At 65.7% G+C, this 18489-nt stretch carries 15 protein-coding genes; 3 read left to right on the top strand and 12 right to left on the bottom strand.

Features of this window, described 5'->3' with window-relative positions:
- Positions 1-8: 8 nt before the first annotated feature.
- Positions 9-1025: a LacI family DNA-binding transcriptional regulator gene (locus BLT96_RS08845; protein WP_090863657.1), complete on the bottom strand. Its 1017-nt coding sequence runs from the start codon at positions 1023-1025 to the stop codon at positions 9-11.
- A gap of 357 nt (positions 1026-1382) precedes the next feature.
- Here BLT96_RS08845 and BLT96_RS08850 point away from each other — a divergent pair, with 357 nt between their 5' ends.
- Positions 1383-2720 (top strand): alpha-amylase family glycosyl hydrolase, encoded by a 1338-nt coding sequence (locus BLT96_RS08850; protein WP_090845446.1) that lies wholly within the window; start codon positions 1383-1385, stop codon positions 2718-2720.
- 212 nt (positions 2721-2932) lie between these two features.
- Here the strand turns inward: BLT96_RS08850 and BLT96_RS08855 are convergent, their stop codons facing one another.
- Entirely contained in the window at positions 2933-3358 is a 426-nt protein-coding gene (locus BLT96_RS08855) for an Hsp20/alpha crystallin family protein (RefSeq protein ID WP_090845444.1), read from the bottom strand.
- Between the two features lie 268 nt (positions 3359-3626).
- On the opposite strand from BLT96_RS08855, the gene BLT96_RS08860 reads away from it, so the two are divergent.
- Positions 3627-4391 carry a hypothetical protein gene (locus tag BLT96_RS08860; protein WP_090863659.1) on the top strand — a complete coding sequence of 255 codons (765 nt, stop codon included), beginning with the start codon at positions 3627-3629 and terminating at the stop codon, positions 4389-4391.
- Between the two features lie 60 nt (positions 4392-4451).
- Here the strand turns inward: BLT96_RS08860 and BLT96_RS08865 are convergent, their stop codons facing one another.
- From BLT96_RS08865 to BLT96_RS08885, 5 genes are all read right to left on the bottom strand, one after another.
- Positions 4452-4694: a hypothetical protein gene (locus BLT96_RS08865; RefSeq protein ID WP_157692206.1), complete on the bottom strand. Its 243-nt coding sequence runs from the start codon at positions 4692-4694 to the stop codon at positions 4452-4454.
- A 14-nt stretch (positions 4695-4708) separates the two neighbouring features.
- On the bottom strand, positions 4709-6142 hold the full coding sequence (locus BLT96_RS08870; RefSeq protein ID WP_090863663.1) for a PASTA domain-containing protein: 1434 nt from the start codon (positions 6140-6142) through the stop codon (positions 4709-4711).
- 136 nt (positions 6143-6278) lie between these two features.
- Entirely contained in the window at positions 6279-8930 is a 2652-nt protein-coding gene (gene clpB, locus BLT96_RS08875; RefSeq protein WP_090863665.1) for an ATP-dependent chaperone ClpB, read from the bottom strand.
- A gap of 203 nt (positions 8931-9133) precedes the next feature.
- The gene (locus tag BLT96_RS08880) at positions 9134-10288 is read right to left on the bottom strand and encodes an aminotransferase class I/II-fold pyridoxal phosphate-dependent enzyme (RefSeq protein ID WP_090863667.1); all 1155 of its coding nucleotides are present in this window, start codon (positions 10286-10288) and stop codon (positions 9134-9136) included.
- 86 nt (positions 10289-10374) lie between these two features.
- Positions 10375-11397 (bottom strand): ornithine cyclodeaminase family protein, encoded by a 1023-nt coding sequence (locus BLT96_RS08885; RefSeq protein ID WP_090863670.1) that lies wholly within the window; start codon positions 11395-11397, stop codon positions 10375-10377.
- 245 nt (positions 11398-11642) lie between these two features.
- Here BLT96_RS08885 and BLT96_RS08890 point away from each other — a divergent pair, with 245 nt between their 5' ends.
- Positions 11643-12827 (top strand): PucR family transcriptional regulator, encoded by a 1185-nt coding sequence (locus tag BLT96_RS08890; RefSeq protein ID WP_090863672.1) that lies wholly within the window; start codon positions 11643-11645, stop codon positions 12825-12827.
- Positions 12828-12847: 20 nt separating this feature from the next.
- On the opposite strand, the gene BLT96_RS08895 is transcribed toward BLT96_RS08890, so the two are convergent.
- The 5 genes from BLT96_RS08895 to dnaK all read right to left on the bottom strand — a co-directional run bounded on the left by BLT96_RS08895 (position 12848) and on the right by dnaK (position 18349).
- Complete coding sequence (locus BLT96_RS08895; protein WP_090863674.1) at positions 12848-13921, bottom strand: pyridoxal phosphate-dependent aminotransferase; 1074 nt, start codon at positions 13919-13921, stop codon at positions 12848-12850.
- Positions 13922-14120: 199 nt separating this feature from the next.
- Positions 14121-14549 carry a heat shock protein transcriptional repressor HspR gene (locus BLT96_RS08900; protein ID WP_090845426.1) on the bottom strand — a complete coding sequence of 143 codons (429 nt, stop codon included), beginning with the start codon at positions 14547-14549 and terminating at the stop codon, positions 14121-14123.
- The gene (locus BLT96_RS08905; protein WP_090845424.1) at positions 14539-15513 is read right to left on the bottom strand and encodes a DnaJ C-terminal domain-containing protein; all 975 of its coding nucleotides are present in this window, start codon (positions 15511-15513) and stop codon (positions 14539-14541) included. Before BLT96_RS08905 ends, BLT96_RS08900 begins: the two co-directional genes overlap by 11 nt.
- A gap of 73 nt (positions 15514-15586) precedes the next feature.
- On the bottom strand, positions 15587-16360 hold the full coding sequence (locus BLT96_RS08910; protein ID WP_090863676.1) for a nucleotide exchange factor GrpE: 774 nt from the start codon (positions 16358-16360) through the stop codon (positions 15587-15589).
- An 81-nt stretch (positions 16361-16441) separates the two neighbouring features.
- Positions 16442-18349 carry a molecular chaperone DnaK gene (gene dnaK / locus BLT96_RS08915; RefSeq protein WP_090863678.1) on the bottom strand — a complete coding sequence of 636 codons (1908 nt, stop codon included), beginning with the start codon at positions 18347-18349 and terminating at the stop codon, positions 16442-16444.
- Positions 18350-18489: the final 140 nt, after the last annotated feature.

The following is an 18489-nucleotide window of genomic DNA, read 5'->3' on the forward strand; positions in this document are numbered from 1 at the left end:
TGCGAGAATTACCTTTTTGCCGGCCCGACGGTCCCACCGGACCGCTGGGTCGTCTTGAGCCTGACGTGCTCGTTCTGAGACTTGCCCTCCAAGACGTCCACCAGCAGCCGCACAGCCTCCTGGCCCATGGTTTCCTGGGGCTGGCAGAGCGTGGTGAGCGTAGGGACCGTATATTGGGACATCTCGATGCCGTCGATCGCGATGACAGAGTAGTCGTCGGGAACGGTGGCACCGGTGTCGAAGATCGCCTTCATGGCCGCGATGGCCAGCGTGTCGGCGATGGAGAAAATCGCTGTGAAGTCGAGGCCCTCCTCGATGGCCTCCTTGACGCTCTCGTATGCGGAGCTCATCAAGAAGCCGTTCGTCTTGAGGACGAGACTGAGGTCGAGTGGGATGCCCGCATCCTCCAGCGCCTGGCAGTAGCCGTCGTACCGTAGCTGACTGATGGACTGGTCGTCCGTCGCGGACAGCAGGCATGCGATGCGCGTATGGCCGGCATCGATGAGGGCATGGACGGCCTTGTACGCCTCGGCCTTGTCGTTGATGGAGACGGAGGAGTAGGCGTCCTTTGGGAGGTCGCCAAAGTGATTGGTGTACGAGCAGCACACGAACGGAACGCCGATGGACTGCGCGTCATCCGTGGAATAGTCAAACCTGCCGCCCAAAAGCACGACGCCCTTTAGGCGCTTCGTGCGCGCAAGCTCCGCCGCCTCGGCTATCTCGTCACCAGCGGAGGAGAGCTGGCGCGACGCGATGCCGTAGCCGCGAAGCTCCGCAGTGTGCTCTATGGCGTGCTCGATGGGGGTGTAGAACGGGTTGGTGCCGCCACGGACGATGACGCCAATGGTGTCAGACTGGTTCATGGCAAGGTCGCGAGCGCTCCTGTTGGGAACGTAGCGCAGCGCGCGGGCGGCGTCCAGAACCTTGTTGCGCATGTCCTCGCTCACGTCCGGGTGGCCGTTGAGCGCACGGGAGACCGTGCTGACCGAGACCCCACAGTACGCTGCGACATCCTTGATGGTCAACGCCGGTCCCTCCCCTCATGAACTTGTTCTGGCGTTTCGTACCGATTCACAAAACTGGTATGAAACCAGCTGCGGGAACGTTTCTGGTAACGTTTCCAGTAAGCCCATTGAAGCACTTGCATGGAGATTCGGTCAAGGGCGAGAGGGGGTAATTTCCGGGAACGGGCGGTGAACGGACGAAAATCGCGGGTGAGTAGCAATCGCGTCAAAAAAGTGGGAACGAACGCCCTCGGGCGAGAAACAAAAGGGCACACGCCCGCAGCGGGCACAATGGCCTATGCTATCGCGTGACCGCGGCCGCCCGGATGCCGCGGGCTAAGCGGCGCGGGCGCCGCAGCAAATCCAAGGAGGAAGCGTATGCCGGCAGACACAAACCCCATGCTGCAGAAGCAGGTAATCTATTCCATCTTCGTACGCAACCACACCAAGGAGGGCACGTTCCTCTCGGTCATACCCGACCTCGACCGCATACGCAACCTGGGCGTCGACGTGGTGTGGCTCATGCCGATCCACCCCACGGGCGAGAAAGGCCGCAAGGGCACGCTCGGAAGCCCGTACGCAAACCGCGACTACCGCGCAGTGAACCCGGAGTACGGCACGCTGGAAGACTTCAGGCGACTGGTGGACGCAATCCACGCACGCGGCATGAGGTGCATCATCGACGTGGTATACAACCACACGTCCCCCGATTCCGTGCTGTTTGAGCAGCACCCGGAGTTCTTCTATCGCAAGCCGGACGGTAGGCCCGGCAACCATGTGGGCGACTGGTCCGACGTAATCGACCTGGACTACGGCACGCCCGGCAACTGGAACAAGCCGCTGTGGGACTATCAGATCGAATCGCTGTGCTACTGGGCGACCATGGTGGACGGCTTCCGCTGCGACGTGGCGTCCTTCGTGCCCGTGGAGTTCTGGAAGGCCGCGCGCGAGGCCGTGGCGAAGGTGCGCCCCGACGCCATCTGGCTGGCCGAGACCGTGCACCGCTCGTTTGGCAAGGCGTGCCGCGCGCTGGGCATGTGCTGCGCCCGCGACACGGAGGCGTTCGAGGCGTTCGACATCGAGTACTCCTACGACGTGCAGGAGACGTTCGACGACTACCTGCGCGGCAAGGCGACGCTCAGCCACTACCTGGACCTGGTTGACTTTCAGGACTGCGCGTACCCCGCGTACTACAACAAGCTGCGCTACCTCGAGAACCATGACCTGCCGCGCATTGCGGGATGGGACAGCGACCCCCGCGACCTGCGCAACCTTACCGCCATGGCCTACTTCCTGAAAGGCACGACCCTGCTGTACGCCGGCCAGGAGGTCGCGGCGGAGCACCAGCCCAGCCTGTTTGACCGTGACACCGTGGACTGGACCGTGCGCTGCGACCTGAGCGGACTCATGCGCACGCTGTATGGCATCAAGCGCGACGTGTTGCAGCCGACGGACTACTGCCATGCCACGGCGGACGACGAGAAGAACGTGGCGGTCATCTATCGAGACGACATTCGCGAGGAGGCGGGCGAAACCCCTCGCACCGTTGGCGTATTCAGCCTGAAGGGCGAGGCCACCCGCGTTGCCGTCGACGTTGCGGACGGCACGTACAAGAACCTGATTGACGGGTCCGACGTGACGGTGAGCGACGGCGAGCTTGCGTGCGACGGCGAGCCCGTCATCATGCGCTGCCCGCGCCCGGAGCTCGCGGTGTAGCGACCCGGCGGCGGCGCTCCGCGCCAAATGCGGCGAAGCGCCATGCGCAAGGTGACATGCACGCAAGCCATGTGCGACATAAGGGGGGGGCGGCGCTCAACCGAGCGTCGCCCCCCCGTGCGTTACGGCCGGCCGCGTTCTCGCGGCGCGGGCCATGCACCGGGCACACCCTCTGGTGCACCCCAGATGCGCAGCGCTACTCGATAGTGACGCTACTCGATGGTGACCTTCGTCACGTTGGACTGCCTCTGCTGCTTGGGGACGTTCACCGTAAGGACGCCGCCCTCGAGCTTGGCGGAAAGCCCTTCTCGCGCGGCGTCCTTAAGGTACACGCCACGGGACGCCTGCCACTCCGAGGTCTCCTTCTGCAGGTAGGTCCTGCTCTTCTTCTCGTCGGACTCCTTCTTGTCCACGCTGATGGAGAGGCGACCCTCGTTAAGCTCCACGTCTACCTGGTCCTTCGTGACGCCTGGCAGCTCCGCGGAGACCACGTACGCGTCACCTGCGTCCTCCACGTCCATCTTGAAGCCGTAGTCACCGGTAACCTTTGCCAGGGGCGCGAAGAAATCGTCCATGGAGTCGAACGGCCAGCTGCGAAGTGCCCTGTCAAGGCTTGTGTACGGAATCATGCTCGTCATGACTATCACTCCCTATGGTTGGTGGCGCCCGCCTTTCGGCGCCGTCGTGCGCTTTTGCGTTCGTAGATGTTTGTTCCCGCGGGTGCCTGATTTAAACACGTAAAGCAAGGTTTTCTTAGCGACACAAGCTCATCAAATCTAAGCGTGCTTGTACTAGGTTTCTATTTATGTTTGCTTACTGCTTAGCGGAGTTTGGCTGGAGGTCTTTCGTGCGCGATATGCTAAATTCCATCCAGTAGCATCTTGCGAGCGAACACAGAGGCACGCAATGAATCAGCAGAAGCCAGCGGGACGCGCGTCCGACGACACCTCGCGCACCGCGCAGGACATACCCGACTTCCTGGTCGAGGCCGCCGAGGCCAAGCCGCAGCACATCAGCGGCGCAAGGGATGCGGGCGCGACGCAGGACCAGCGCCTGCGCGCGGGCGAGAAGGGCGCAGCCGCGGCGCAGGCGGCCGCGGCGGACATCGCACCAGAGGCCGGGGCAGCAAGTGCCTCTTCCGGCGACGCCGCGGACGAGGACCTGTTTGGGCTGGACGAGCTCGAGGGCTACGACACGGAGCCCCAAGCCCAGGGCGCACCGCGCCGCCGCCCGATGGATCCTACGGAGTACAAGGCCGCACAGGCCGCCCGCGAGCAGGGCTGGGAGGACGGCGCCTGGTCCGCGGGCGACGGCATGCAACGCGAGCTGTACACGCGCCCGCGCGCGCCGCACAAGACGCAGCCTGCCATCAACGACGACGCGGCAGACGGTACGTACTCCCCCGAGGGCTATGCGCACGACTCCAACATCGCCATCGGCGGCGGGGTGCTCTCTGGCGGACACAGTTACCGTCGCGCGCGCAAGAGCAGGTCCTCCATGCAGCAGGGGCGCTATGGCCAGTACCTTGAGGTGCCAAAGGGCCGCCGCTCTATATTTGCCTCGCGCGACCGCATGCGCCGCCGCAGGTCGCTCTTCTCGATCATCGCGGTAATCCTAGTGTTCGTGGCCATCGCGATCGTGATTGCCCAGATGGCGAGCCGCCTGGGCTAGGCGCAGCGCGCGACCGCCGGTGGAGCGGGCGCGCAACCCACCTGCACCGTGGCGGTTGCGCTAGCTCCAGGGATCGCGCTCGAACAGCGGCTCCGGCGTTGGCCTGCGGTCGGGATACGGGTCGTAGCCGTCGTCGTCCTCACGCTCCGCACGGATGAACGGATCGTCCTTCGGCTGGCCGGGCTTCGGCCGCGCCCGACGCGCATCCCGCCTCTGCCCTGGGGTCGTGTGGTCGCGTTCTTCTCGCCCGGAATCCTTGCGCACGTCTTGCGGTCGCCCACCGTCCTTTGGCATTTGTTGCATGTGTCTTGCGCCCCCTATCCGTACACGTCCACGCACGCGATCATGTCGCAGACGCTGTTGTTGAACTTGCCAAGGTCGTAGGCGTCGTACAGCGACTTTGGCGCGCATGTTGCCGCGGCGCGCGTGCGGTCCGCCTCCCGCACCACAAGGACGGACCAGCAGTAGTCGCCCATCTCGCCGTAGGCGCACAGGAATCGCGCGGAAGACTTCCGCAAGTTCGAGGGCACGACTGCCTGATCTTGCGTCAGCGTCTGGCTCATGCCCGTGAACCCGCAGAGGTCTGCAAGCTGGCGCACCGTGGACTCGTCAGGGGTCGCGGCGTTTTCCGGAAGGTCCGCGCTCGCGAAGTCCAGGCGGATGCCCGGCAGCGGCGCTCCGGACGCCAGCACGTCCTCGGTGCCAGAGCCCTTGGGGAAGCTGTGGCTGAACGGGGTGTCCGTCACCGTCACGTTGCCCTTGTCCGCCGAGGTGTACAGCACGCGCGCGACGCCGCCGTCGCCCGTGGATGAGGAGGACAGCCGGAAGCCCTCGCCCTTCAGGAACTCCGTCACGTGCGTCTTGTAGTCAAAATACTCGCGCAGAAGGTGGTAGTCGGACGGATACGGCGCAGACACCTGCAAGGTGACGGTCGCTCCCTTCTCTATGGTGGTGCCAGGGGCGGGATCGGCCGCGACGACAGTCTGGGCGGCCTCGTCGGAATTGACATACGTGACGCTCGCGACAAGGCCGGCCTCGGCCACGGCGGCCCGGGCGTCCTCCTCCGTCTTGCCCACGACGTACGGCACCGTGTACGGCCGCGCGACCTTGATGGTGATGGTGTCGCTTGCCTGGAACGTGGCACCCTCCGCCGGCTCCGTCGCGACAACGCTGCCGTCCGCGGCGCCCGACGCCACGTAGGCAATGGAGAAGTTCTTGGCACCTGACTCGCGGAGCGCCTTTTTGGCCTCGCCCAGCTGGAGCCCGGACACCTTGGGCACGACGCGCGCCCTCGCGACGTAGACGGTAACGGTACTCCCCACCCGGGCACGCGTGCCCGCCGCCGGACTCGTGCGTACGACGGTGCCCACGGGATCGTCCGAAGCGACGGTGGCAACCTTGACCGCCAGGCCCTTTCCCCGGATCTTGCTGCCCGCAGCCTCCTGCGAGATTCCCACGACGTAGGGCACGGACTTGCCACCCCAGAGTTCTGCCCCGTACGTCGCGGCAGCCACGACACAGCCCACGAGCGCCACGACGAGCACGAGCGCGATGACCGCACGCCTGGGATGGCGGCTCTTGCCCTCGCCCGGAACGGCATCCGGCGCGACGGCCGCGACGGCGCCGCGTGCCACGCGGCCGAACCGGTCGGGGTCGACCACGGCGGAGGCGTCGGCGTCCTCGACGGCGTCCTCGGAGTTCTGGTCCAGGGGGACTAGCTGCTCTGGAGCCCGGTCCTTCTCGTCCGTCACTATGCCTCCCCTCCACGCGTTTGGAACATTATGGCGCAAAGCCGCCGCGAACCGCAAAAAGGCCGGCCGGGCAGGATGTCCCACCCGGCCGGCCTTGGCCTTTTATGTCGGGCCGCACGACGTGCGGTTCGCTAGGCTACTCCACCGTGTCCGGCTCGACAGGCGCGTCGTCCGACGGCTGGTCGGAGTTCTCGCCGGCGGGGACGGGCTCCGCAAAGAGCTGGTCGTCCGCGCCCACGTCGATCCTCGCGGTGTCGCCCTCGTGGAGCTTGCCCGCGATGATGAGCGACGCGACGTTGTCCACCACTTGGCGCTGGATGAGGCGCTTGAGCGGACGCGCGCCGTAGACGGGGTCGAGCCCGTCGAGCGAGAGCGACTGGATGGCCGCAGGTGTGAGCTCGAGCTTGATGCGCTCGCGGTCGAGGCGCTTGCGGACGTCCTTCAGCTGGATGTCCACGATCTTCTCGATGTCGTCGAGGCCCAGTGCGTGGAAGACCACCACGTCGTCGATACGGTTGAGGAACTCCGGCTTGAAGGTGGCACGCAGCGCGTCGTTCACCTGCTTCTGGACGACCTTGGGGTCGCTCGAGGCATTGGCGCCGGCGATGTACTGGCTGCCGACGTTAGACGTCATGATGATGATCGTGTTCTTGAAGCTCACGACGCGGCCCTGGCCGTCGGTCAGGCGACCGTCGTCCAGTACCTGCAGCAGGATGTTGAAGACGTCGGGATGCGCCTTCTCCATCTCGTCCAGGAGGATGACGGAGTACGGACGACGGCGCACGGCCTCGGTGAGCTGGCCACCCTCGTCGTAGCCCACGTATCCTGGGGGCGCGCCGATGAGGCGCTGGACGCTGAACTTCTCCATGTACTCGGACATGTCGATGCGGACCAGGGCCTTCTCGTCGTCGAACAGGTACTCTGCCAGGGCCTTGGCGAGCTCGGTCTTGCCGACGCCCGTGGGGCCGAGGAAGAAGAAGCTGCCGATGGGGCGGTTGGGGTCGGAGAGTCCGGCACGGCTGCGGCGCACGGCCGCGGCGACGGCCTTGACGGCCTCGTCCTGGCCCACGACGCGCTTGTGGAGCTCCGCCTCCAGGTTCTTGAGCTTGTCCATCTCGCCCTGCATCATCTTGCTGACGGGGACGCCGGTCCACGAGCTCACGACCTCCGCTATCTCGTCTGGGGTAACCTCCTCCTTCAGGATGCCGCCGGCCTCCTGCTTGGACTCGAGCGCGTGCTCGGCCGCCTCGTAGCTCTTCTGGAGCTCCGGGATCTTGCCGTAGCGCAGCTCGGACGCCTTCGCGAGATCGCCCGCACGCGTGGCCATCTCGACCTGCGACTTCGCATCCTCGATCTGGCTCTTGAGGTCCTGGACGTGGTCAATCGCGTCCTTCTCGTTCTTCCAGTTGGCCTTCATGCCGTCGAGCTTCTCGCGCGTGACCGCAATCTCCTTCTGCAGCGCGGCAAGACGCTCCTTCGAGGCGGCGTCCTCCTCCTTCATGAGGGCCTGCTCCTCGATCTGCTTCTGGGTCAGCTCGCGGTCGACGGCGTCGATCTCCGCGGGCATGGAGTCGAGCTCCATGCGCAGGCGGGACGCGGCCTCGTCCACCAGGTCGATGGCCTTGTCGGGCAGGAAGCGCTCGCTGATGTAGCGGTTGGAGAGGTCTGCGGCAGAGACCAGCGCCGCGTCCGTGATGCGCACGCGGTGGTGCTGCTCGTACTTCTCCTTCAGGCCACGCAGGATGGATATGGTGTCCTCAACCGTAGGCTCAGACACGAACACCGTCTGGAAGCGGCGGGCAAGGGCCTGGTCCTTCTCGATGTACTTGTGGTACTCGTCCAGCGTCGTCGCACCGATCATGTGCAGCTCGCCACGGGCCAGGGCCGGCTTCAGGATGTTGCCGGCGTCCATGGAGCCCTCGGTCGCACCTGCGCCCACGATGGTGTGCAGCTCGTCGATGAAGAGGATGACCCTGCCGTTTGCCTTCTGGACCTCCTTCAGCACGCTCTTGAGGCGGTCCTCGAACTCGCCGCGGTACTTGGCGCCAGCGACGAGCGCGCTCATGTCAAGCTCCACGACCTCCTTGTCCTTGATGGTGGAGGGCACGTCGCCCGCGGCGATGCGCTCTGCCAGGCCCTCGACGATGGCGGTCTTGCCGACGCCAGGCTCGCCGATGAGGACGGGGTTGTTCTTCGTGCGGCGGCTGAGTACCTGGATGGTGCGGCGGATCTCCTCCACGCGGCCGATGACCGGGTCGAGCTTGCCCTGGCGGGCGAGGTCCGTCACGTTGCGACCGTACTGCTCCAGCGCCTCGAACTGCGTCTTCGCGTCCTGCGAGGTCACGCGCTCGTCGCCGCGCAGGTCGTTGAACGCCTCCTGCACGCGCTTGCCCGTGATGCCCGCGCCGCGCAGCGCAGATCCGGCGTCGCCCTTCTCGTCCGCGAGCGCGCACAGCAGGTGCTCGCTCGTAACGTAGCTGTCGCCGAGCTTGGAGGCGAGCTTCTCGGCCTCGTCGCCCACGCGACGGAGCTCGTTGCTGATGCTCATCTGGCTCATGTCACCCGTGACGCGCGGAGCGTGCGCGATGGTCTGGTCCACCTGCGCCTCGACCTGCGCGGGGTCCGCCCCCACGCGCTCGATGATGGCGGTGATGTTGCGCTCGTTGGATTGCAGCAGCGCCTTCAGCAGGTGGATGGGGCGAACCTCACCCGCCTCGGCGTCGGCGGCTATGCTGACGGAGGACTGCAGCGCCTCCTGGGCCGTCACTGCCCACTTGTCGAATCTCATGCTTTTCTCCCTTCTGGGAATCTGGTTATCAAGGTTCATTGTTCCCCATGAGCTGGGGCTTATACAAAAATCTAAGTCGTTGTTAGATAGATTTTCTGCGCGTGGTAAAGAGAACCAAAAGAAAGGGGGCGGCACACCATCGAAGGTGTGCCGCCCCCCTGTGTCTGGCAGAGGCCGCCTCGAGCCCGTGGGTGCCGGCGCCGCTACTCGAGCGTGCGCATGAACGCGGAGATCGCGGCCAGGCCATGGCGCAGGTCGTCGGGGTTGTCGGAGTACGCGTAGCCGATGCGCATGCTGTGCGGCTCCTCGAAGGCGTCACCGGGCGTGACGAGGGCACCCGTGGTCTTGACCATGTCCGCGCAGAAGTCGTAGGAGTCGACATCGTAGTCGTAGTAGACGAGGGCGGTGGTGCCGGCCTCGGGCCTCACGAACGAGAGACGCGGCTCGGAGTCGACCCACTCCTGCAGGACCTGCAGGTTCTGGCGGACGATGCGGTGGCTGCGGGCCAGGATCGCGTCGCGGTGCGCCAGGGCGTACGCGGCCACCTCCTCGTCAAACAGCCCACAGCTGATGAGGTTGTAGTCGCGGTGGCTCAGCAGGTCATGGCGGAGCTGCGGGTCCTTCGTGATGCACCAGCCCAGGCGGATGCCCGCCATGGACCAAACCTTGGACATGGAGCTCACGACCACGGCCTTGTCGTACAGGTCGACCGGCGACGTGGTAAAGGCGTCGCTGTCCTGCACGAGCAGGCGATAGACCTCGTCGAACACGAGCCAGGCATCGTGCCTGCGCGCAATGTCGACGATGCCGCGGATCTCCTCCTCCGAAAGCAGCGCACCAGTGGGGTTGTCCGGGTTGTTGATGCAGATGACCTTGACGTCGTCCCCGCACAGGGCGTCGAGCCGCTTGGCGTCCACGTGGTAGCGCTGCTCCTTGTCCAGGTGCAGGATGCTCACGTTGGCACCGCACATCTGGGGGATGGAGTAGAGCTGCTGGTAGGTGGGCATGACGGAAACGACGTGGTCGCCCGGCTCGCACAGGGTCGTGAGCACCAGGTGGTTGGCACCCGCCGCGCCGTGCGTGGGGATGACGTGCCCCGGCTCGACCGTCTGGTACAGGCCGCAGATGCCCTCCAGGAACTTGGGATTGCCCTCGATGTCACCGTACGTCAGGCGGCGCTTGCAAAACGCGCTCAGGAACTCGTCACGCGCCTTGGCACCAGCCTCTGCCGAGCCTTCGCACAGCTCGAACACCTCGTCGAGGGACATGGAGTACGTACAGGTCTCGGCCACGTTGTAACGGCACTTCGTCTCCCACGCGTTCATCCACTGCTCGACCTTGAAGTCCTTGATCTTCATTTCTGCCTCCGTATGTGGGGCCTCGCCCCGTATGCGGGCGCCTCCGTCCGCGTGCCTTCACGTATGTGTGTTGCTCTTCTCGCCCGCTACAGCTCGACCACGGTGCCCATGGCGCGCTCGACGGCGCGGTCGTAGGCCATGCGCGACGCCGCAAGGTCCTGTACGGCGATGCCCGAGGTGTCGAACACGGTCACCTGGTCCTGGGACGTGCGGCCCTGTGCCTTTCCGGCGATGACCTCCCCCAGCTCCGCGGCTATGTGCTTCGGCGTGATGGCACCCTGCTTGACGGGCACCTCGAGCTCGCCAGATGCGACGCTCTGCGCGCGGTCGTCCACGAACACGCGGGCCGCGGCTACAAGGTCGGACGCAAGCTCCTGCTTACCCTCCATGTCCGCGCCGACCGCGCTGATGTGCGTGCCGGGACGCACCCAGTCGAGCTGGATTACGGGGTCGGTCGCTGGAGTGATGGTGATTATGGCGTCCGCAGCGCCCGCGGCAGCCTTGCCGTCCGCCACGGCAACGAGCTCGAACTCGCGCATCGCGCCCGCGGCCTCCAGGATGGCCTGGACCTCGCCGCGCATGAGCTCGACGCGCGCGGCAGGCGCCTCCTCCTTGCGCGGGTCCCACACCTCCACGTGGCCGATGCTGGGGCACGCCGCGAGCGTCGCGGCCACCATGAACGTACTCATGTGGCCCGCACCCACCACGAGCAGGCGCGACGCGTCCTTGCGCGCCAGCCACTTCACGCCGAGTGCCGCGGCAGCACCGGTGCGCAGGCCGGTAATCGCGCCGGCGTTCAGGAGCGCCAGCGGGGCGCCCGTGGCGTCGTCGCACAGGAGCGTGGTGCCAAAGACCTCCGGCAGCCCGCGGCTGGGGTTGCCCGAGAACCACGCCGTGAGCTTCAGGCCAAACAGGCCGCTGCCCGCCAGCTCGCCGGAGCGGATGTCCATGTCCGCCACGCCAGGCTCGAACTGCTCGTACACCATGGGCCACGCCGTGGCCTCCCCCTCCGCCTTCTGGCGGTAGGCGTCCTCGACCGCCTCGAGCGCGTCGGTCACGGTGAAGACCTGCGAGATCTCCCTGGCGGAAAGTACCCTGATCTGCGTCATGCGTTGTCCTGTCTGACACGGGCTCCTGGATCCGGCCTGCCCGTAGCGCAGGCCCCATGCCCGCGCCTCTGTTGACAGCGACTCTACGCCCCCTCACCGTTCACATCGAGGACCAACCTTTGTATTCAGCTACAATCATTTTCAGGCGAGAAGAACTTATTTGCCGTTATGGCATGGCATTTGCCACGGTAATTGTTCTTCTCGACAGTATTGACGTAGTGTTTTTGTACCTACGGGGGCATGCAATGATCTATACCGCCTCGGACTTCATGAACTCTTACGCCCAGAGCGTGCGCCTGCTGGCGGGCGCCGGTGGCCTCTCGCGCGCCATCGGGCAGGTGGGCATCCTGGACTACGAGCTCATGCCCGGCCTCAAGAGCCGCTACCAGCGCGTCAACTTCGAGCCGGGGCAGCTGGTGCTCTCGACGTTCCTGTATGCGCGCGATGACCCGTGGCTTATTGGCGAGGCCGTAAAGTACCTGGTGGGACGCGGCGTCAGCGGACTCGTGATCAAGAACGTGCTGCACCTGGATATACCGGACTCCGCGCTGCGCTATGCAAACGCGCGCGACTTCCCGCTGTTTCTGGCCACCCGCGACGACTTCTTCTTCGACACGGTCATCGCCCAGGTGGACCGACGCGTGGCCGAGCTCGCGGACGCGTCGTTTGCACAGAACGAGCTCGACCTGATGACACGCGAGCCTGCGAGCAGCGAGGAGGTGCGCTCCCACGCTCTGCGCCTGAACCCCAGCTTTGGCGAGGAGCACGTTATTGCGTACGTCGCGGAGCCGCAGTCGCAGGCGGGCCTTGCCCAGGCGCTCTCGCGCTACCACAAGAGCCGGATAAGCGGCCTGCGCTGCCTGCTTGCGCCGTACGACGACGGCCTGCTGTACGTGGCGAGCGCGGAGTCAGACGTGGTGGACGACCGCGCGCAGCTGGACGGGCTGGTGGGCACCCTGCGCGCGGACGTGCTGGAGCACGAGGTGACGGCGCCCGTGGGCGTGAGCCGCGTCCACTTTGACCTGGGGCAGATGGGCGACGCCGTGCTGGAGGCACGCCGCGCGGCGCTCATTGCGCGCAGGCGCGGCGGTGGCACCGTGCACTACGGCGACCTGGGCGTGCTGCAGGCGCTGCTGCCGTGCGCGGGCGACGCGCGGGTTGCCGCGTGGGCGGACGGCGTGATGGAGCCGCTGCGCAGCTTCGATGCGGAGACCGGCTCCAACCTGCTGCTGACGCTCGAGGCGTACTGCGACGCCGGCGAGTCCGTCGACGCCGCCGCCCAGGCGCTGGGCCAGCACCCCAACACCGTGCGCTACCGCCTGGGCAAGATCGCCTCCGTCTGCGGCCTCGACTACAGGTCTCGCACGCAGATGGAGCAGCTGTCCGTCGCGCGCAAGATCGAGCTCTGCCAGGAGCTCCTTGCGCAGTAGCACCCTGCGCGCAGGCGCCCCTATGCTCGGGCGCGCCCCAGTATCAGCCGCGTCTGGTCAAGAAACACGCGCATCTCCTCCGGCGTGCCCACTGTTACGCGCAGCCACGGGCGAAGCCTCTCCGTGTCGTAGTGGCGCGTCAGCACGCCGGCAGCGCGCAGCTCGGCACACCATGCGCGCGCATCCAGGTCCGGATGCGACGCCAGCAGGAAGTTCGTGCTCGAGGGCAGCACCGCAAAGCCCATGGCCGCGAGCTCCGCGCGTGACGCCTCGCGTGTGCGCACCGTGTCGGCAACCGTCGCGCGGTAGTACTCCGGGTCGGAAAGCGCCGCGATGCCCACGGCCATGGTCGGCGCGCTCAGGTTAAACGGATTGAATGCAAACTTGATGTCCTCCAGGTCCTTCACCAGGTCCGCCTGAGCGATGGCATAGCCAATGTGCGCACCGGCGAGGTTGCGCGACTTGCTCATGGTGTGCACCACGATCAGGTTGCGGTGTTCGCGCACCAGCGGAACGCAGCTCTCGCCGCAGTAGTCCACGTACGCCTCGTCCAGCACCACAAGACGCTCGGGCCGCGAGGCCACGATCTTCTCGACCTCGTCCCTCCCCAGCGCGATGCCCGTCGGGGAGTTTGGGTTCGCCAGCAGCACGTGGCGGTCGGTGTCGCACAGCGCCGCAACGTCGACGCCAAAGTCGTCGCGCACGGGCACGTATTCCCAGTCGAGCCCAAAGGTAACCGCGAAGTCGTGGTAGAAGCCATACGTCACGTCCGGAAAGCACACGCGCGCGCCCGGTCCCATAAACGTCTGCATCACAAAGCCCAGCACCTCGTCCGAGCCGTTGCCCACGAACACCTCTTCCGCGCCCACGCCATACGTCCGCGCCACGGCACGGCGCAGCGGCATGCAGTACGGGTCGGCATAGCGCCCCAGCCCCTCAAAGAGCCCCTCGTCACGCAGCGCGTCGCGCACGCGCGGACTCGGCGCCACGCTCGTCTCGTTCGCGTTCAGCTTCACGTACGTGCGGTCCTTCGGCTGCTCGCCGGGTCGGTATGGACACGCGTTCGCAAAGCGACTTGCAAGAAACTCGCTCATGCTAGCTCCTCCCCTGGATTCCCGCGCCGCCCGTGCATGCCCCACGCAAGACTTCTGCCACATGGCCGCCACACACGAAAGCGCCTCTTCCCCACACAAAGGTACGGGGAAGAGGCGCCCAGGTAAAACCCAGTTTTTGTAGCGGGCAACAAAGGCCCAGACGGACGAGAAGGGCCCGCCGCGCGCCGGCAACCCAGCCTCAGACGCCGCGGCCCTTGCCGTTCGAGAGCAGTCCACGCATGACCTGCTCCGGTCCCGCGCCGTCGTAGCGCGCGAGGGCCGTGATCTTCTCCCTCATGCGCAGCTCGTGGACCTCGTCCTCAAGCTCGCGCACGCGGCGGCGCAGGCGGTCTATCTCCTTGTCGCGCTCCATGGCGCGCTCGCGCATGTCCAGGATCCTCACCACACCGGCGAGGTTGATGCCCTCGTCGGTCAGCTTGCTGATGAGGTTCAGCCGCTCGATGTCGCCTTGCGAGTACAGGCGCGTGTTGCCGCGCGAGCGCCCGGGCGTGACGAGCCCCTTCTGCTCGTACACGCGCAGGGTCTGCGGGTGCATGCCCGTCAGCTCCGCCGCCACGCTGATCATGTACAGTGGCTTGCTCTTGTCGTCTTCGTCCCTACGCGCCATAGCGTTCCACGTCCTTTCGGTAGTCGCGCCTGTCATTATCCCTCATGACCTGCAGCGACTCCCTCTCCTTGGGCGTAAGGTGCGTAGGCACCACGACTTTCACCGTGACGTACATCGCGCCACGGCTCCCCTTGTGCTTCACGTCGGGGGCGCCAAGGTCCCTGAACCGGAACGTCTTGCCGTCCTGCGTGCCGGCGGGCACCTTCAACCTGACCTCGTGCCCGTCCGGCGTGGGAACGTCCACCTGGGCGCCGAGCGCCGCCTCGAAAACGCTTATGGGCACCTCCATGCGCACGTCGGCACCGTCACGCTTGAACAGCGGATGCTCGGCCACGTTCGTCGTCACCACAAGGTCGCCGCGCGCGCCGCCGTTCATGCCGTACTCGCCGCGGCCGCGGTAGCGGAGCTTGCCCCCGTCCACGGCACCGGCCGGCACCTTCACGGTAAGCGACTGGCGCTCGCCCGTGGAGGGTATCGTGTACGACACCTTGCGTTGCGCGCCGGAAAACGCCTCCTCCGCGGATATGTCGATGGACATGGTGAGGTCGCCGCCCTTGACGGGCCTGTTCGATCGCGCCGCGCCGGGGCCTCCCGCCCCGCCGAAGATGGACGAGAAGTCGAACCCGCCAAACGCACCGTCGCCGTTCCTGATGTTGTCGAATATCTCGGACCAGTCGGCACCGTTCGCACCCGTCGTGTACGTGTACGTACGGTTGCGTCCGCCCGAACCGCCAAAGTCCGCGCCGGGGATGCCACCAAACATCAGCAGCTGGTCGTACTCCTTGCGCTTCTGGGGGTCGGAGAGCGTCGTGTACGCCTCGCTGATCTCCTTGAACTTCTGCGCGTCGCCGCCCGCGTCCGGATGGTACTTCACGGCCAGCTTGCGGAAGGCCTTCCTGATCTCGTCGGCGTCGGCGTCGCGCTTCACGCCAAGGATGTCGTAGTAGTTCCTCTTGTCCGTCATGCGAGCTAACGCCTCCTTCCAAATAGCCGCGCCCGAACCTGCTGGGCCCGGGCGCGTTGGTCAACTTACCTTGTTACTCGGCGTCGGCGGCCTTGCCGGGGTCCTTCGCGCCGCCCTTGGCGTCGGAATCGTCCTCCGCCTTGGGAGCCGGGCGCTTCGGCCCGCCAAAGGTCACCGTCACCATGGCGTTCCTGATGACCTTGCCACCCATGGAGTAGCCCTTCTGGTACACCTGGGCCACGGTCTCGTCGTAGGCGTCCTTGTTCTCCTCGCGTCCCACCGCCTGGTGGATCAACGGGTCAAACGGCTCGCCCACGGGGTCGATCACCTCGACGCCCTCCTTCGCCAGGACGGAGAGCATCTTGTCGTGCACCGCGTTCACGCCGTCCACAAACTGCATCAGGCTCTCGTTGTCCGCGTCGTTCTTCGCGGCGTGCTCGGACGCGCGCTCCATGTCGTCCAAGACCGGCAGCAGGTTCACCACGAGCTTCTCAGCAGCGCGCTCGCGCTCGTCCAGGCGCTCCTGGGCCGTGCGCCTGCGATAGTTGTCCCAGTCCGCCTGAAGGCGCACCAAGCGCTCGCTTGCGTCCGCGGCCTGCTTCTTCGCAGCCTCGACGTCAGCGGCAGCCTCCTCGAGCTGCTTCTGCAGCTCGTCGCGCTCCGCGCGCACCTTGCTTGCGTCCGCCTTGAAGTCCTCGGCGGCAGCGGCCTCGCCCGCACGCTTCGCAGCCTCCACGCGAGCCGCCTCCTCCTCGGGATCAAGCTCGTCCGTCGCCTTCGCTTCCGGCGCGGCCTGGGCCTCAGTGGATTTGTTCTTCTCCTCCGCGTCCTCGACTGGCACCTTCACGTCACCCTCCTTCGGGAATCCCCCAAGGGGCGGCCCTCAGACCGCCCCTCGGATAGCTATTGTTCGCTCAACGCGACGAGCTTACTTGTTGTCCTTGTCGTCGTCCACGACCTCGTAGTCCGCGTCCACCACGTCATCGGTGTCACCGGTCGGCTGAGCCGCGCCGGCACCCGCGCCGGTCTGCGCGTTCGTGTCGCTGTAGACGATCTCGGCCAGCTTGTGGCCAACCTCCTGCAGCTTGTCGCCGGCCGCCTTGATGGCGTCCATGTCCGTGCCGTCCAGGGCCTTCCTGGCCTCGGCGACCGTGTCCTCCACCTGCTTCTTCATGTCGGCGGGAACCTTGTCGCCCAGGTCCTTCAGCGTCTGCTCGGTGCTGTACGCAAGCGAGTCGGTCTGGTTGCGGATCTCGATCTCGTCCTTGTGCTTCTTGTCCTCCTCGGCGTGGGACTCGGCGTCCTTCACCATGCGGTCGACCTCGTCGTCGGAAAGCGCGGTGGAGCCGCTGATCGTGATCTGCTGCGACTTGCCGGTCGCCTTGTCCTTTGCGGTGACCTTCACGATGCCGTTGGCGTCGATGTCGAACGTGACCTCGATCTGGGGTACGCCGCGACGGGCCGCGGGAATGCCGGTGAGCTGGAACTTACCCAGGCTCTTGTTGTCGGCAGCCATCTCGCGCTCGCCCTGCAGGACGTTGATCTCAACGGAGGTCTGGTTGTCCGCGGCGGTGGAGTACACCTCGGTCTTGGAGGTCGGGATGGTCGTGTTGCGGTCGATCATCTTGGTCATCACGCCGCCCATGGTCTCGACGCCAAGGGAAAGCGGGGTGACGTCCAGAAGCAGGATGCCCTCGACGTCGCCGGTCAGGACGCCGCCCTGGACGGCAGCGCCGTCAGCGACAACCTCGTCCGGGTTCACGGACATGTTCGGCTGCTTGCCGGTCATCTGCTTCACGAGCTCCTGGACGGCGGGCATACGGCTGGAGCCGCCGACGAGGATGACCTCGTTCACATCAGAGATCTGCAGGTTGGCGTCGCGCAGTGCCTTGGTCACAGGTGCCTTGCAGCGGTCGAGAAGATCACGGGTGATGCGCTCGAACTCAGCACGGGTAAGCGTGTAGTTCAGGTGCTTGGGGCCCGTCGCGTCAGCGGTGATGAACGGCAGGTTGATGTCCGCCTGCTGGGCGCTCGAGAGCTCCTTCTTCGCGTTCTCCGCAGCCTCCTTCAGGCGCTGCAGCGCCATCGGGTCCTTGCGCAGGTCGATGTTGTTGTCCTGCTGGAACTTGTCGGCCATCCAGTCGATGATCTTCTGGTCCCAGTCGTCGCCGCCCAGGTGGTTGTCGCCGTTGGTCGCCAGGACCTCGACGACGCCATCGGCGAGGTCAAGCAGGGACACGTCGAAGGTGCCGCCGCCCAGGTCGAACACCAGGACCTTCTGGTCGATGCCCTTCTTGTCCAGGCCGTAGGCCAGTGCGGCCGCCGTCGGCTCGTTCACGATACGCTTGACGTTCAGGCCCGCGATCTTGCCGGCGTCCTTCGTCGCCTGACGCTGCGCGTCGTTGAAGTACGCGGGGACGGTGATGACGGCGTCGGTGACGGTCTCGCCCAGGTACTTTTCGGCGTCGGCCTTCATCTTCGACAGGATCATCGCGGAGATCTGCTCCGGCGTGTAGTCCTGGCCGTCGATCTCGACGACGGCGCGGGAGCCGGTGCCGCTCTTCACGGTGTACGGGACGGTCTTCAGCTCGGAGCCAACCTCGTCGTAGCGGCGGCCCATGAAGCGCTTGATCGAGAAGACGGTGTTCTTCGGGTTGGTGACGGCCTGGTTCTTCGCGGCCTTACCAACGATGCGGTCACCGTCGGGACGGAAGCCAACGACGGACGGGGTGGTGCGGTCGCCCTCGGCGTTCACGATGATGGTGGGCTTGCCACCCTCGAGGACGGCCATCGCCGAGTTTGTGGTACCAAGGTCGATGCCAAGAATCTTTGCCATGGTGTAGTTCCTTTCCCTGTCTCCCAAGGACGGCCATGCCGGCTTCGGGACGTTCTATCCTCGTTGTACAATCCTCATTGTTCCCATGCGTTTTGATTCTATACATAATCTAAGTCCTCACACATTAGATTTTTTGAAAT

Origin of the sequence: Parafannyhessea umbonata, from assembly GCF_900105025.1 — a bacterium.
Taxonomy (GTDB): Bacteria; Actinomycetota; Coriobacteriia; order Coriobacteriales; family Atopobiaceae; genus Parafannyhessea; species Parafannyhessea umbonata.